This is a genomic window from Blastococcus sp. SYSU DS0510 (assembly GCF_054050835.1).
In genome coordinates, this window is sequence record NZ_JBJHAC010000006.1 from 31,576 (window position 1) to 46,088 (window position 14,513).

A 14,513-nucleotide genomic window follows, 5' to 3' on the forward strand; every position below is an offset into this window, starting at 1 on the left:
GGAAGAGCAGTCATGTCACAGCGCAGCACCGGCCGCAGCATCGGGGTCCGCGGCTCGATCCTCGCCGTCGGCGCGGCCGGGATGGCCGCGGCCGTCGCGGTCGGCGGCTTCGCCCTCGCGGGTCTCGGCTCGGCGGGGGAGGCCCGCCACCACGTGGCCGACCTGAACGACGCGCTGGGCCATGCCCAGCGCATGGAGTACTACAACGCCGACGTCAGCGGCTGGCAGACCGCGTACGCCTGGGATGCCCGGCTGAGCGGCCCGGTCGTGGCGGTCCAGCCCACGAGCGCCAACCGGGCGGGCTTCCTGGACGCCGCCGAGGGGCTCCGCGACGAGCTCCAGGCGATGCCGATGGAGCTCCTCGATGCGGACGAGGCGGCGGCCTACGAGCAGATCCGCACCCAGTGGCAGGAGTTCTTCGCCATCGACGACCAGGTCGTCGCGCTGTACGAGCGGGGCACGCCCGCCGACACGAACGCCGCGGACGCCTTGATCTTCGGGCAGGGCTACGACATCTACTTCGGCATCATCGAGCTCACCGAAGAGCTCACGGCGTCCCTGGACGACCGCGTGGCAGAGGCGACCGCCGAGGCCGAGGCGCAGGACTCCCGGACCCGGTGGACGATGATCGCGGTCATCGCGCTCGGTGCGCTGATCGTCGCGGGGCTCGCACTGGCCGTGGCCCGCAGGATCGTCCGTCCCCTCAACGAGGTCGTCACCGTGGCCGGTGCCCTCGCCGCCGGTGACCTCACCCGGCAGACCGGGGTGCAGCGCGAGGACGAGGTGGGCCGGGTCGCAGCGGCGATCGACAGCGCCGTGCTGCAGCTGCGCACCGTCATGTCCTCGGTCGTGGGTGCCGCGGATGCGGTGGCGGCGTCGTCGGAGGAGCTGAGCGCGAGCTCGGCGCAGATCTCGGCGGGTGCGGAGGAGACCGCGGCGCAGTCGGGTGTGGTGTCCGGTGCGGCGGAGGAGGTGTCCCGCAGCGTGCAGACGGTGGCCGCGGGCGCCGAGCAGATGGGTGCCTCGATCCGCGAGATCGCCAGCAACGCCGCGGAGGCCTCCGAGGTGGCGGCGCGTGCGGTGACCGCGGCGGAGACGACGACGGCGACGGTGGCCAAGCTGGGGGAGTCCTCGGCGGAGATCGGCAACGTGGTGAAGGTGATCACGAGCATCGCCGAGCAGACGAACCTGCTGGCGCTGAACGCCACGATCGAGGCCGCCCGGGCCGGTGAGGCCGGCAAGGGCTTCGCGGTGGTGGCCAACGAGGTCAAGGAGCTGGCGCAGGAGACGGCGAAGGCGACCGAGGACATCGCCCGCCGGGTGCTGGCGATCCAGGGCGACACGACCGCGGCGGTGGCCGCGATCGGGGAGATCTCCCAGATCGTCGCGCAGATCTCCGACCGGCAGACCACCATCGCCAGCGCGGTGGAGGAGCAGACGGCGACGACGAACGAGATGTCGCGGTCGGTGCAGGAGGCCGCCGGTGGGACGACGCAGATCGCGGAGAACATCTCCGGGGTCTCCAGCGCCGCGGACTCCACCACCCAGGCGCTGACCCAGACCCGGTCGGCGGTCGACGAGCTCTCCCGCATGGCCGCCGACCTGCGCACCACGGTCGGCAACTTCAAGTACTGAGCGGACCGCCGGGCCGGCCACCGCGCCGGCCCGGCGCCGGCCCTCGACCCACGCACCTCCCGCTCAGCGACCACCGCCGACGGGGCTCCGTCTCACCCGCGAGGAAACCCATGTCCAGCACCACCACGCACCGCCGCCGCCTGAGCAACGTCCGGGTCGGGCGACGGCTCGGCCTCGCCTTCGGAGCGGTCGGCGGGCTCGTGCTGCTCAGCGCCGGCGCCGGCCTCGTGGCCGTCGCCGAGCAGCGCAGCCTCGCCGAGGACCTGAGCGCCGTCGGCGGCGTGCTCCAGGAGGCGGAGACCGCTCGCTTCCAGATCGCCGACGTCAGCGGGTGGCAGGGGCTGGTGATGGCCGACGTCGCCGCCTTCGGCCCCGCCGTCGCGCTCGCCCCGGACGCCTACAACCGGGCCGGCCTGCTGGAGAGCCAGAAGGCCGTCTACGAGTGGCTCGACCGTGTGGACACCGAAGCCATGGACGCCGACGAGAAGGCCGCGTGGGACGAGCTGCGGCCGGCCTGGGACTTCTACTTCGAGATGGACGACCAGGTCGTCGAGTGGGTCTCCGGCGGGGATCCCCAGGGCTTCCGGACGGCGGTCGAGAGCATCAACGGCGGCGAGGCCGGCGAGGGCTACGGGATCATCCTCGACATCGCCGACCGGGTGGAGACGTCGGCGGCCGAGCGCGTCGAGAGGCTGCAGGCCGATCAGCAGGCGGCCCAGGAGCGGGCCACTGTCGTGCTCGGCGCGGTGGGCGCGCTGGCGGTCATCCTCGCCGCCCTGCTGGCGGTCACCGTCTCCCGCTCGGTCGTCCGGCCGCTCACGAGGGTCAAGCGCTCCCTCGAAGCGGTCGCCGTCGGGGACCTGACGGTGGACACCGGGGTGAGCAGCCGTGACGAGGTCGGCCAGATGGCCGCCGCCCTCACCGAGGCCCAGCGCAATCTCCGGTCGGTGCTGTCCTCGGTCGTCTCCTCGGCGGACGCGGTGGCCGCCAGCAGCGAGGAGCTGTCGGCCTCGTCGGCGCAGATCGCGTCGTCCGCGGAGGAGACCTCCGCCCAGGCCGGCGTGGTCTCCGGTGCGGCGGAGGAGGTCACCCGCAGCGTGGAGACGGTGGCCGCGGGCGCCGAGCAGATGGGTGCCTCGATCCGGGAGATCGCCAGCAACGCCGCGGAGGCCTCCGAGGTGGCGGCGCGTGCGGTGACCGCGGCGGAGACGACGACGGCGACGGTGGCCAAGCTGGGGGAGTCCTCGGCGGAGATCGGCAACGTGGTGAAGGTGATCACGAGCATCGCGGAGCAGACCAACCTGCTGGCGCTGAACGCCACGATCGAGGCCGCCCGGGCCGGTGAGGCGGGCAAGGGCTTCGCGGTGGTGGCCAACGAGGTCAAGGAGCTGGCGCAGGAGACGGCGAAGGCGACCGAGGACATCGCCAAGCGGGTACTGGCGATCCAGGGCGACACGACCGCGGCGGTCGCGGCGATCGAGGAGATCTCCCAGATCGTCGCGCAGATCTCCGACCGCCAGACCACCATCGCCTCGGCGGTGGAGGAGCAGACGGCGACGACGAACGAGATGTCGCGGTCGGTGCAGGAGGCCGCCGGCGGATCGGGGCAGATCGCCGCGAACATCACCAGCGTCTCCACGGCGGCGGACTCCACCACCCAGGCACTCACCCAGACCCGCACCGCCGTCGACGAGCTGTCGCGGATGGCCGGCGACCTCCGGGCCGCGGTAGGCCGGTTCAGCTACTGAGCACCACCAGCCCGCCCCGGCGACGGTCGGGTGCAGCGGCGGGCTGCCGATAACACGGCTGACGGGCGTCGGCGCGGGTTCACCTTGACTCCGCCGACGGCCCGCCGATGACCCAGCGGGGCCGCCTGTGCCCCGTCGCGAATGAGAGAGAAGGCAGCAGTGGACGGTCTGGACGACATCGTCGAGGAATTCCTCGTGGAGAGCCACGAGAACCTCGACCAGCTCGACACCGACCTGGTCGCGCTCGAGCAGGAGCCCGACTCCCGCGAGCGGCTGTCCAGCATCTTCCGGACCATCCACACGATCAAGGGCACCAGCGGCTTCCTGGCGTTCAACCGCCTGGAGGAGGTGACCCACGTCGGGGAGAACATGCTCTCCCGCCTGCGGGACGGCGAGCTCGCCCTGACGCCGCAGCGCACCAGCGTGCTGCTGCAGATGGTCGACACGGTCCGCTCGCTGCTGACCTCCATCGAGGCCTCCGGCGGCGAGGGATCGGTCGACGTCTCAGCCGTCGTCGCCGCGATCAGCGCCGCCATGGAGGACGGCCCGGTCGCCGCTGCCGAGGCCCCCGCGCCGGCCGTGGCCCAGGAGGCCGCTCCGGCGGTGCCCGCCCCCCGGGCCCCCGCGAAGGCCGCCGCCAAGGCCCCGGCCAGGGCCGCCTCGCGGAAGGCCCCCGTGAAGGCGCCCGCCAAGGCAGCCGCCAAGGCCCCGGCCACGCGTGCGCCGCGCGCCAAGGCCGCCGCCGCTCCCGTCGCCGCTCCCGTCGCCGAGGAGCGCCTGGTGCCCGAGCCCGTCGTCGACCACCCCGAGGCGGAGGCCGCCCACCCGGAGGCGGCCGGTGGCCAGACCCGCCGCGCCGTCGCCGACAGCACGATCCGCGTGGACGTCGACCTGCTCGACGAGCTGATGCTGCTCGTCGGCGAGCTGGTGCTCACCCGCAACCAGATCGTGCAGAACGTCGCGCGGCAGACCGACACCGACCTGATCCGCGCCTCCCAGCGCCTCAACCTGATCGCCAGCGAGCTGCAGGAGGGCGTCATGAAGACGCGCATGCAGCCGATCGACCACATCTGGTCCAAGCTGCCGCGCGTCGTCCGCGACCTCGGCCTCCAGCTGAAGAAGTCGATCCGCCTGGAGATGGAGGGCCGGGACACCGAGCTCGACAAGACCCTGCTCGAGGCGGTCAAGGACCCGCTGACCCACCTGGTCCGCAACTCCGTCGACCACGGCATCGAGGCGCCCGAGGACCGGAAGAAGGCCGGCAAGCCCGCCGAGGGCGTGCTCACCCTCCGCGCCCGGCACGAGAGCGGCCAGGTCGTGGTCGAGGTGGCCGACGACGGCGCCGGCATCGACCCGGTCAAGCTCGGCGCCAAGGCGGTCCAGCGCGGCCTGCTCACCCAGGACGCGCTGTCCCGGATGAGCCCGGCGGACATCCTGCAGCTGATCTTCCTGCCCGGCTTCTCCACCGCCGCGGCGGTCACCAACGTCTCCGGCCGCGGCGTCGGCATGGACGTCGTCAAGACCAACATCGAGTCCATCGGCGGCACGATCGAGGTCGAGTCCGACGCCGGCGTGGGCACCGTCTGCCGCCTGCGCATCCCGCTGACGCTGGCGATCGTCCCGGCGCTGACCGTCGAGTGCGCCACCGACCGCTACGCCATCCCGCAGATCAGCCTGCAGGAGCTCGTCTCCCTGGACGCCGAGAAGGCCGTGAACGCGGTCGAGGAGGTCGGCGGGGCGCAGGTGTACCGGCTCCGCGGCGAGCTGCTCCCGCTCGTCCGGCTCACCGACGTCCTGGGCCTGACCTCCGAGCGGCACGACGGGCACGTGGTCATCGCCGTGCTCCGCTCCGAGGGCCGCCGCTTCGGGCTCGTCGTCGATCGGGTGATCAACACCGAGGAGATCGTCGTCAAGGCGGTCGGCGGCCAGCTCAAGGCCATCGGCCTCTACTCCGGGGCGACCGTCCTCGGCGACGGCACCGTCGCCCTCATCCTCGACGTGCAGGCGCTCGCCCGGCGGGCCCTGCGGACCGAGACGACCGACCGCCAGGAGGCCCGCGCGGGCTCGCTGCAGACCGTGGCCACCGAGACCGACCGGCAGCGCATGCTGCTGGCCGCCATCGGCGGCGGCCGCCGGGTCGCCATCCCGCTGGACACGGTCACCCGCCTCGAGCAGGTGCGCGCCGAGTCGGTCGAGAAGGTCGGCAACCGCGAGGTCGTCCAGTACCGCGGCGCGATCCTGCCGATGGTCCGGCTCGACCGGCACCTGGGTGCCTTCGGCGAGTCCGACCGCGAGGTGCTCGAGGTCATCGTCTACGCCGACCACGGCCGCAGCGTCGCCATCGTCGTCGAGGAGATCCTCGACATCGTCGACGGCGAGGCCGCGGTGCGCAGCGACATCGACGACATGGGCCTGCTCGGCTCCGCCGTCCTGGGCGACAAGGTGACCGAGCTGCTCGACGTGCGGGCCGCCATCCTCGCCGCGGATCCGCAGTTCTACTCGGCCGCCCCCAGCGCCACCCACCCCTCCTCGACGCCCTCCGGCGTCCCCGACGCACTGCTGGAGGTCTGACGTGACCGAATCGACGCTCACCCTGGCGCCCGCGACCAGTGGCCAGCTGGCCACCTTCCGGCTCGACGGTGACCTGTACGGCATCGAGGTGGAGCACGTGCAGGAGGTGCTGCGCAGCCAGCAGCTCACCCGCGTGCCGCTCGCCCCGACGGCCGTCGCCGGGCTGATCAACCTCCGCGGCCAGGTGGTCACCGCCATCGAGCTGCGGGAGCGGCTCGGCCGGCCGGCGCGCCCGGAGGGCACCGACCCCGTCGTCATCGTCGTCCGGCTGCACGGCGAGGCCGTCAGCATGCTCGTCGACTCCATCGCCGACGTGGTGGACGTCGACGCCGGCGACTTCGAGGCGCCGCCGGACACCCTGGAGGGCCAGGCCCGCGACCTCATCCGCGGCGCCTACAAGCTCGACGGGAAGCTGCTGCTGGCCCTGGACGTGCAGAAGGCCGTCAGCGCGTAGCACCCTGTCGTCCTCCGGACGACATCGCGGCCAGGTGCCGTCCCCCAGGTGGCGGAGCCCAGTCGTCGCGCCTGCGCGGACCCCTCCGGGGCCCACTCGGCACGACACCACACCGCGGCACCGGGCGGCGGGGAGGGACCACCTCCCCGCCGCTTCGGCGTTTCCGGGACCGGGACGGCGCGACGACCGGGGCAGCACCTGCGGTAGCGGCTAGTGACCCAACGTGATTGATTGCTGACCGCACACGGTGCGACACGCGCTGTAGGGGTACAGGCGCTCCTGCGATGGGGTGACGGGCGCATGGTGCTGCCCCGCCCGGGCAGCCAGCATGGGGTCGTCCCGTTCCCGGAGCCCTGGAGGCGTGCCGTGCCCTACTCCCTGGTGAGTGCCGCCACCCTGGGCTTCGACCTGGTCCGCCTGCCGGCCGGCCGGCAGGTCGCCGAGGTCCTCCTCGCAGGCCTCGGCGCCGACGAGCAGGCGCTCACCCGCCTCGCCGGGGTCCACCCGGGCCGTGGGCTGGACCGCGAGCAGCGCGGGGTGCGCGCCGTCCGGTCGCGCCGCGCCCGGGAGATGGCCGCCGCCGTGCCGCACGTGCGCACCGCCGCGGACGCCGCCGAGGGCGCCGGGGACCGCACCGCCCTGCTGGTGCGCCAGCTGGAGCAGGGCACCATCGGCGATGCGCCCACGCTGGAGCGGCTGCTCCGGGACGACGTCCTGGGCCACGAGCACGCCGTCGCGGGCCGGCTCGACGCCGACACCTGGGAGCAGGCCGCCGACGTGCTGGCCGACGCCGCCGTCGGTTTCTGGGCCGCCGGGGTCCTGCCGCCCCTGGTGCGCCGCGACCTGACCGCCGCCTTCGACCGGGCCCTGGACGCCGGCCCGCTGGCCGGTCCCGCGGGCTGGGGGCTCGAGCACACCGGGGAGCTGACCGGCTTCCTCACCGCCGTCCGGGAGCTCGACGAGGGCGGTCGGTCGCGCTGGCGGGCCGCCGTCGACGAGGGGCGCACCGCCCACCGGCCGTGGGCCACCGCGATGCACGAGGCCTCCTGGGGTGCGCACGTGTCCGGGCGCACCCGGGCGCTGGCCTCGGCGCAGCTGCTCGCCGTCCAGGCCTTCCTCGACGGCGGCTTCGACCTGCACGACGGCGCCGCCGGCGTCTGGAACGCCGTGGCCGGGTGCGTCCAGGCGCTCGTGCTCGACGACCTGCTGGGCACCGAGAGCGCCGCCGTGCTCCGCGCCCCGGGCCGACGGGTCTCCGCCCTCGCCTGACCGGCCCGCGGCTGTCCGCGCCGCGTCGCATCCCTCCCGGTCGGCGACCATTTCCGGGGCACTTGTCGACAATGTCCCCTGCGCCGCTCCCGCGCCATTGTCGACAATGATCAGCGGTCAAGAAATAGCGCGGCACCTTTTTGCGTGTCGGCTTCACCCACCCTCTCCGCCGCCGAGAATCTGAGTCGGCACCAGTCCGCCGAGTCCGCGATCCACCGCGCGGCCGTGCGGATCTGGGGCGTTCCGGGGAGCACGGCGCTCCCGTACCGGAGACCTCCACGACCATTCCGCGGAATGTCGGTCGCGGTCACCGGTCGGTGGTGCCGCGCATTCCGGCGCCGTGCCGCGGCGCACCCGTCGTGATCATCCGAGAAATGCGGACGACATCGGACGCCGCACCGCTGACGGGCTCAAGCCGGACGCGGAGATGCCGATACAGACAACGAGCCCGCCGGTCGGCGCGGGCAGGGGCCAGGAGGACGTGTGAACCCGATCCGGGTGATGGTGGTCGACGACTCGGTCGTCGTCCGCAAGATCGTCACCGACGTGCTCTCCGCGGACCCGGGGATCGAGGTCGTGGGTACCGCCGTCAACGGCAAGGTGGCCCTCGGCAAGCTGGCCGCGCTCGAGCCCGACCTGGTCACCATGGACATCGAGATGCCGGAGCTGAACGGCATCGAGGCGGTCCGGGGGATCCGCGGGGGCGCCGCCGGCCGGGCGTTCACCCGCGTGCCGATCATCATGTTCAGCACGCTGACCGAGCGCGGCGCGACCGCGACCCTCGACGCCCTCGCGGCGGGGGCCAACGACTACGTCACCAAGCCGGCCAACGTCGGCAGCGTGGCGCAGTCGATGGAGAGCGTCCGCGAGCAGCTGATCCCGAAGATCAAGGCGCTCACCGGCCGCCCGGTGACGACGCCGGCCCGGGCCGCGGCCCCCGCGGTACCGCCGCCCCGCCCCGCCGCGCCCCGCACCGGCCCGGGCAAGAAGCCGGCGGTGCTGGTCATCGGCTCCTCCACCGGTGGTCCGGAGGCGCTCGCCCGCGTGCTCCCTGCCCTGCCGGCGAACCTCCCGGTGCCGGTCCTGCTGGCCCAGCACATGCCGCCCGTCTTCACCCGCCAGTTCGCCCAGCGCCTGGACCGGCTCTCGCCGCTGCGGGTCGTCGAGGCGGTGGACGGCACGCCGCTCGCGCCGGGCACCGTGCACCTGGCCCCCGGCGACCACCACCTCGTCGTCCGGAACAACGGGCGGGCCGGGTTCAGCACCGCGCTGAACCAGAACCCGCCGGAGAACTTCTGCCGCCCCGCGGTCGATCCGCTCTTCCGCTCCGCGGTCGCCGCCTACGACGGCGCCGTCCTCGGGGTCGTGCTCACCGGCATGGGCGCCGACGGGCGGAACGGCTGCGGCGAGATCCGCAACGCCGGCGGCACCGTCGTCGTGCAGGACCAGGCGACGTCGGTCGTCTGGGGCATGCCCGGCGCCGTCGCCCAGGCCGGCTACGCCGACGAGGTGCTGCCGCTCGAGCGCATCGCCGAGGCGATCCAGCGGCACCTCGCGGGTGCCGCCTTCCAGAACACCAGCACCGCAATGGCCGTGGGAGGTCGTCGATGAGCCTGACCGCGACCAGTTTCGACTGGGTCCGTGACCTGGTCCGCAAGGAGAGCGCGATCGTCCTCCAGCCGGGCAAGGAGTACCTGGTGGAGGCCCGGCTGCTGCCGATCGCCCGCCAGATGGGCATGACCGACGTCGGCAAGCTCGTGGAGAGCGTCCGGGTGCGCCCGGACGCCGACCACACCCGCCGGATCGTCGAGGCGCTCACCACCAACGAGACCTCGTGGTTCCGCGACGGCGACCCGTTCACCGCCCTGACGTCGACCGTGCTCCCGTCGCTGCTCCAGGCCCGTGGCGCCAACGAGCGGCTGCAGATCTGGTCGGCGGCCTGCTCCAGCGGGCAGGAGCCGTACACGATCGCGATGCTCCTGGACGACGCCCTGCCCAACGCGGCCTCCCGCGTGTCGATCACCGCGACCGACCTCTCCCGCGAGATGGTCCAGCGCACCCGGGCCGGCCGGTTCAGCCAGCTCGAGGTCAACCGCGGCCTCCCGGCGCCGATGCTGGTCCGGCACTTCACCCGCTCGGGCAACGAGTGGGAGGTGTCGCCGAACCTGCGCCGCATGGTCAACGCCAGCGAGTGCAACCTGGCGGCGCCGCTGCCGCGGATGGGGCCGTTCGACGTCGTCTACCTGCGCAACGTCCTCATCTACTTCGACCTGACGACCAAGCAGTCGATCCTCCGCCGCGTGCGGGACCTGATGCGACCCGACGGCTGGCTGTTCCTCGGCGCCGCCGAGACCACCCTCGGCGTCGACGACTCCTGGGAGCGGGTCGTGATCGGCCGCAGCTCCGCCTACCGCCCACTGAAGGGGGCCTGACATGCGCGCCTTGGTGATCGACGACTCCCGCGCCATGCGCCGGATCGTCAGCGGCATCCTGGCCGGCTTCGGCTACGAGGTCCGGGACGCCGAGCACGGCCGCGCCGGCCTCGACGTGCTGGACGAGGGCTGGATCCCCGACCTGGCCACCATCGACTGGAACATGCCGGTGATGGACGGGCTCCAGTTCGTCTCCGCCGTCCGCACCAACCCGGCGTGGCGGTCGATGACCATGATGATGGTCACCTCGGAGAGCGAGCACACCCAGATCGTCCGCGCCCTGGCCGCCGGCGCGCACGAGTACGTGATCAAGCCGTTCACCGCCGACGCCATCCGCGACAAGCTCGCGCTGCTCGGCCTGCTCCCGCAGGAGATCGCCCTGTGACGACCACCGACACCGGCCAGCGGCGTCGCGCCACCGACGCGCGCCTGGTCATCACCGACCTGATCGACGAGGCGACCGTCGAGTCGATCGCCGCCGAGGCGTGGGTCGCGCTCGTCGGCGAGGACGAGGTCCTCGTCCCGCTCCCCGGCGACCTCCCGGTCGACATCCTGTCCGGCTGGGTCGACATCGTCGGCCCGTGGACCGGCAGCGTCGTCCTGACCACCGCCCGCAGCACGGCCGAGGAGCTCTCCCGCGCCCTGCTGCGGGAGGCGACCCCCGCGGCGCTCGACGACGAGGACGTCGCCGACGCCTTCGGCGAGATCGCCAACGTGGTCGGTGGAAACGTCAAGGCAGCGCTGCCGGGCCCCTCGGCCCTCAGCCTGCCCCAGGTGGGCAACGCGCCGCTGGTCCGCAACCAGGCCGACGTGTGCCGCATCGATGTGCTGTGGCGCGGCGAACCCGTCGCCATCTCGGTGCAGGGCGCACTCCCGCCCCTGCCCGGCTCTACCCCTTCCGCGAGAACGAGGTGTCCTGAGTGAAGATCCTGATCGCCGACGACAGCCGCGTCATGCGGCAGATCGTCATCCGCACGCTGCGCCAGGCCGGCTACGACGACCACGACATCGTCGAGGCCGAGGACGGCGCCGACGCGCTGGCCAAGGTCTCGTCCGAGCAGCCCGACCTGGTGCTGTCGGACTGGAACATGCCGAACATGACCGGCATCGAGTGCCTGCAGGCGCTGCGTGCCTCCGGCTCGGCCGTCCCCTTCGGCTTCGTCACCTCCGAGGGCTCCCCGGAGATGCGGGAGAAGGCCGCCAACGCCGGCGCCCTCTTCCTCATCGCCAAGCCCTTCACCGAGGACACCTTCAAGGAGCACCTGGACGAGGTGATCGCATGACCGCGCCCACGACGGGTGTGCCGCTGCCCGCAGCCAAGGACATCCGCGACATGCTGACCGGCCTGGTCGGGAAGCCGGTGAACGTCTCCCCGGGGGCGCCGGTCACCCCGACCCCGGAGAAGCCCGTGGCCGTCGCGGTCTACGTCGACCCGCACATGGCCGTCAACGCCCTGTGCCTGATGGACCTCGGTGCCTCGGCCTACACCGGCGGTGCGCTGGCCCTCCTGCCCCCCGGCGGGTGCCAGGACGCCGTCGAGGAGGACGGCGAGCTGACCGGCATGCAGCTCGAGGCGCTGCACGAGGTGGTGAACGTGCTCTCCGCGCTGTTCAACACCCCGGGCGCACCGCACTCCAAGCTGCACAAGCTCTACGCCCCGGGCGAGGAGCTCCCCGGCGACCTCGCCGGGATGCTCGCGGCCTTCAACCGGGTGGACCTCGCCCTCGAGGTGCCCACCTACGGCAAGGGAGCCATCTCCTTCGTCGTGCCGTGACGCGGTGGCACTGCGGTCCTCCGGACCGCACCGCGGCCAGGTGCCGTTCCCGACGGTCGTTGAGCCGCTGCGTCGTCCCTGCGCGGACCCCTCCGGGGCCCACTCGGGACGACCGTGCAAGCACACCGGACCCCCGTTGCTCTTCGGAGCAGCGGGGGTCTCGTGCGTGTTGCACGTGGAACGTCAGGTGAGCGCGGGCTGGCGGTCGCCGGTCCCCGTGGGCAGGCAGGCCCAGACGTGCTTGCGGTCCTCGTCCACGTACCAGCCGTGGGCCACCGACAAGCGGGCCACCAGCTGCAACCCCATGCCGCCCTCGGAGGGGTCGCGGTCGACCGTGGGGGCGGGCATCGCCTGCGGGGCCCGGTCGCTCACGTCGAGCAGCCAGCCACCGCTGCCGGCGACGACGGTGGCGACGACGGGGGTCTCGCCGTGGCGGAGCGCATTGGAGGCCAGCTCGTCGAACGCCAGCACCAGCTGCTCGCCGGAGGCCTCGTCGGCGGGGAGCTGCTCGACGTCGCGCAACCGCGACCGCAGCCCCGCCCGGGCTGCCGGGAGCTCCGCGAGGGTACGGAGCCGCCAGCGCCACACCTCGCCGCGCCCGTCCGGTAGCGGGCGGACCGGCCACGCGAGTCGCCCCATGCCTCCCCCTCGACTCGGGTCCTCGACCGTCCGGGGGTTCCCCGTCCGCGACGGCGTCAACCCCGCACCACCCGGTTCCGGCTCCCTGTGGCGCGGCTCACGTCTCCTCGTGAGGGGGACGGCGCCCGGCCCCGGGATTGCGATCCGTCCCGGGACCGGTCACCCTCTGGACCAGGTGCTGCCGATGGCGCGGCCGAGCGGGTGGAGCGATCGGCATGGCGCGGGAGGAGGCCATCGTCTCGGCGCAGGGTGATCTCCTGCGCCAGGCGGTGGAGGGGATGGAGCGGCCCCTCGTCGTTCTCGACGAGCAGTGGCGCATCCTCTACATCAACCCCGCCGGCGCGCGGATGCTGGACCGGACGCCGGGGAGCCTGCTGGGGCGCCAGATCTGGGGGCAGTTCCCCGGGTCGGCCGGTGGGCCGTTCGAGCGGCTCTGCCGCGGGGTCCGCGGCAGCGGCCGGCCGGACGGCGTGGAGGCGTGGTCCGGGCGTCTCGGCCGCTGGCTGCGCGCCGACGCCTTCCTGACCGACGCCGGCCTGGTCCTCAGCTACGACGACATCACCGAGCGCCGCCGCGCCGAGGAGGAGCTGGTCGCCGCGGTCGCCGCGCGCGAGGAGGCCGCCGCCGAGGCCGCCCGGGCCGCACGCGAGGCCGAGGAGACGGGCCGGCACCTGATGCTCCTGGGCGACATCAGCCAGGAGATGACCTCGACGCTCGACACCGACGAGGCCGCGAGCCGGTTCGCCGCCACGGTGGTCCCGCTGCTCGCCGACTGGTGCCTGGTGAGCGTCGTCGACCCCGACGGCACCCGGCGCGACGTGGGCCGGGCGCACCGCGACCCGGCCATGCGGGAGGCGATGCACCGGTACGCCGACGCGCGGGTCGCCTCCAACGACGCCAGCGCACCGGTACCGGTGGCGCTGCGGCACGCCGAGCCGGTGGTCATCGCGCGGCTCACCGAGCAGCACCTCGAGACGATGATCCGCGACGACGAGAGCCGCGCGGCGCTCGCCCCGCTGGCCCCCACCGCCGTCGCGACCTTCCCCCTGATCGCCCGCGGCGAGGTCTTCGGCGCCTTCACCCTGGTCAACGGCGTCGAGCGTGGTCCGCACACACCGGTGGAGCTCCGGACGGCCGAGATCGCCTCGCGGCGAGCCGCGCTGGCCCTGGACAACGCCCGGCTGGTCACCCTCAACCACCAGGTGGCCGAGCGGCTGCAGCTGAGCCTGCTCTCGCCGCCGGTGCAGCCCGACCACCTGGAGCTGGCGGTGCGCTACCGCCCGGCGACGCGCGGCGTCTCCATCGGGGGCGACTGGTACGACGCCTTCCTGCAGCCCGACGGCGACACGGTGCTCGTCATCGGCGACGTGATGGGCCACGACGTCGCGGCGGCCGCCGCCATGGGCCAGATCAAGACGCTCGTGCGGGCCATCGCGTTCGACCGGCTGGAGGAGCCGGCGGGGCTGCTCAACCGGGTGGACAACGCGCTCGTGGGGCTCGCGGTGCCGGCGATGGCCACCGCGCTCGTGTGCCGCATCGAGCAGGGGGCCGCCGAGCGGGCCGCGGGGGTCCGCCGCCTGCACTGGGCCTCGGCGGGGCATCCCGACCCCCTGCTCCTGCTCGGCGACGGCGAGGTGCTCGACCTCGCCGTCCAGGTCGGCCCGCCGCTGGGGTCGGGCTGGGTGGAGCACCTGGCCGACGGCGTCGCGCTGCTCCCCGACGGCAGCACCCTCGTGCTCTTCACCGACGGGCTCTTCGAGCGCCGCGGGGAGCTGCTGGACGACGGCCGGGAGCGGCTGCGCGCCGTGCTGGCCCGCTCGGCCGGGCTCTCGCTGGGGGAGCTGTGCGACCGGCTGCTGGAGGAGATGCTCGGCCCGGGCGTCGAGGACGTCGCCGTCCTGGCGGTGCGGGCGCACCCGGTGGACCGCCCCCGGCCCGCCGAGGCCGGCCCGGAGGTGCTGCCGGCCCTGGTCGGCCCGCCCGGGTGAGCG

At 73.7% G+C, this 14,513-nt stretch carries 13 protein-coding genes; 12 read left to right on the forward strand and 1 reads right to left on the reverse strand.

Annotated features, from left to right (window positions below):
• The first annotated feature begins 12 nt into the window (after positions 1-12).
• From ACI79P_RS06705 to ACI79P_RS06755, 11 genes are all read left to right on the forward strand, one after another.
• The gene (locus ACI79P_RS06705) at positions 13-1,635 is read left to right on the forward strand and encodes a methyl-accepting chemotaxis protein (protein WP_456580250.1); all 1,623 of its coding nucleotides are present in this window, start codon (positions 13-15) and stop codon (positions 1,633-1,635) included.
• A gap of 110 nt (positions 1,636-1,745) precedes the next feature.
• Positions 1,746-3,383, forward strand: a complete 1,638-nt coding sequence (locus ACI79P_RS06710; protein ID WP_456580251.1) for a methyl-accepting chemotaxis protein — start codon at positions 1,746-1,748, stop codon at positions 3,381-3,383.
• A 159-nt stretch (positions 3,384-3,542) separates the two neighbouring features.
• Positions 3,543-5,954, forward strand: coding sequence for a chemotaxis protein CheW (locus ACI79P_RS06715; protein WP_456580252.1), 2,412 nt, complete (start codon positions 3,543-3,545; stop codon positions 5,952-5,954).
• A 1-nt stretch (position 5,955) separates the two neighbouring features.
• A complete protein-coding gene (locus tag ACI79P_RS06720; RefSeq protein WP_456580253.1) occupies positions 5,956-6,408 on the forward strand; it encodes a chemotaxis protein CheW in 453 nt (150 codons plus the stop codon).
• A gap of 366 nt (positions 6,409-6,774) precedes the next feature.
• Positions 6,775-7,677: a hypothetical protein gene (locus ACI79P_RS06725; protein WP_456580254.1), complete on the forward strand. Its 903-nt coding sequence runs from the start codon at positions 6,775-6,777 to the stop codon at positions 7,675-7,677.
• A 483-nt stretch (positions 7,678-8,160) separates the two neighbouring features.
• A complete protein-coding gene (locus tag ACI79P_RS06730; RefSeq protein WP_456580255.1) occupies positions 8,161-9,288 on the forward strand; it encodes a protein-glutamate methylesterase/protein-glutamine glutaminase in 1,128 nt (375 codons plus the stop codon).
• Entirely contained in the window at positions 9,285-10,109 is an 825-nt protein-coding gene (locus tag ACI79P_RS06735; protein WP_456580256.1) for a CheR family methyltransferase, read from the forward strand. Before ACI79P_RS06730 ends, ACI79P_RS06735 begins: the two co-directional genes overlap by 4 nt.
• Position 10,110: 1 nt before the next feature.
• Positions 10,111-10,494 carry a response regulator gene (locus ACI79P_RS06740; RefSeq protein WP_456580257.1) on the forward strand — a complete coding sequence of 128 codons (384 nt, stop codon included), beginning with the start codon at positions 10,111-10,113 and terminating at the stop codon, positions 10,492-10,494.
• Positions 10,491-11,033 (forward strand): chemotaxis protein CheX, encoded by a 543-nt coding sequence (locus ACI79P_RS06745; protein ID WP_456580258.1) that lies wholly within the window; start codon positions 10,491-10,493, stop codon positions 11,031-11,033. The genes ACI79P_RS06740 and ACI79P_RS06745 overlap by 4 nt, the downstream gene beginning before the upstream one ends.
• Positions 11,030-11,392, forward strand: coding sequence for a response regulator (locus tag ACI79P_RS06750; RefSeq protein WP_456580259.1), 363 nt, complete (start codon positions 11,030-11,032; stop codon positions 11,390-11,392). The genes ACI79P_RS06745 and ACI79P_RS06750 overlap by 4 nt, the downstream gene beginning before the upstream one ends.
• Positions 11,389-11,883 carry a hypothetical protein gene (locus tag ACI79P_RS06755; protein WP_456580260.1) on the forward strand — a complete coding sequence of 165 codons (495 nt, stop codon included), beginning with the start codon at positions 11,389-11,391 and terminating at the stop codon, positions 11,881-11,883. Before ACI79P_RS06750 ends, ACI79P_RS06755 begins: the two co-directional genes overlap by 4 nt.
• Before the next feature lie 183 nt (positions 11,884-12,066).
• Here ACI79P_RS06755 and ACI79P_RS06760 read toward each other — a convergent pair whose 3' ends face one another.
• On the reverse strand, positions 12,067-12,522 hold the full coding sequence (locus ACI79P_RS06760) for an ATP-binding protein (RefSeq protein ID WP_456580261.1): 456 nt from the start codon (positions 12,520-12,522) through the stop codon (positions 12,067-12,069).
• A gap of 215 nt (positions 12,523-12,737) precedes the next feature.
• Here ACI79P_RS06760 and ACI79P_RS06765 point away from each other — a divergent pair, with 215 nt between their 5' ends.
• Positions 12,738-14,510: a SpoIIE family protein phosphatase gene (locus tag ACI79P_RS06765; protein WP_456580262.1), complete on the forward strand. Its 1,773-nt coding sequence runs from the start codon at positions 12,738-12,740 to the stop codon at positions 14,508-14,510.
• Positions 14,511-14,513: the final 3 nt, after the last annotated feature.

Coding starts and splice junctions, on each gene's coding strand:
- ACI79P_RS06740 (WP_456580257.1), top strand. CDS start 10,111: ATGCGCGCCTTGGTGATCGACGACTCCCGCGCCATGCGCCGGATCGTC.
- ACI79P_RS06710 (WP_456580251.1), top strand. CDS start 1,746: ATGTCCAGCACCACCACGCACCGCCGCCGCCTGAGCAACGTCCGGGTC.
- ACI79P_RS06705 (WP_456580250.1), top strand. CDS start 13: ATGTCACAGCGCAGCACCGGCCGCAGCATCGGGGTCCGCGGCTCGATC.
- ACI79P_RS06760 (WP_456580261.1), bottom strand. CDS start 12,522: ATGGGGCGACTCGCGTGGCCGGTCCGCCCGCTACCGGACGGGCGCGGC.
- ACI79P_RS06755 (WP_456580260.1), top strand. CDS start 11,389: ATGACCGCGCCCACGACGGGTGTGCCGCTGCCCGCAGCCAAGGACATC.
- ACI79P_RS06765 (WP_456580262.1), top strand. CDS start 12,738: ATGGCGCGGGAGGAGGCCATCGTCTCGGCGCAGGGTGATCTCCTGCGC.
- ACI79P_RS06735 (WP_456580256.1), top strand. CDS start 9,285: ATGAGCCTGACCGCGACCAGTTTCGACTGGGTCCGTGACCTGGTCCGC.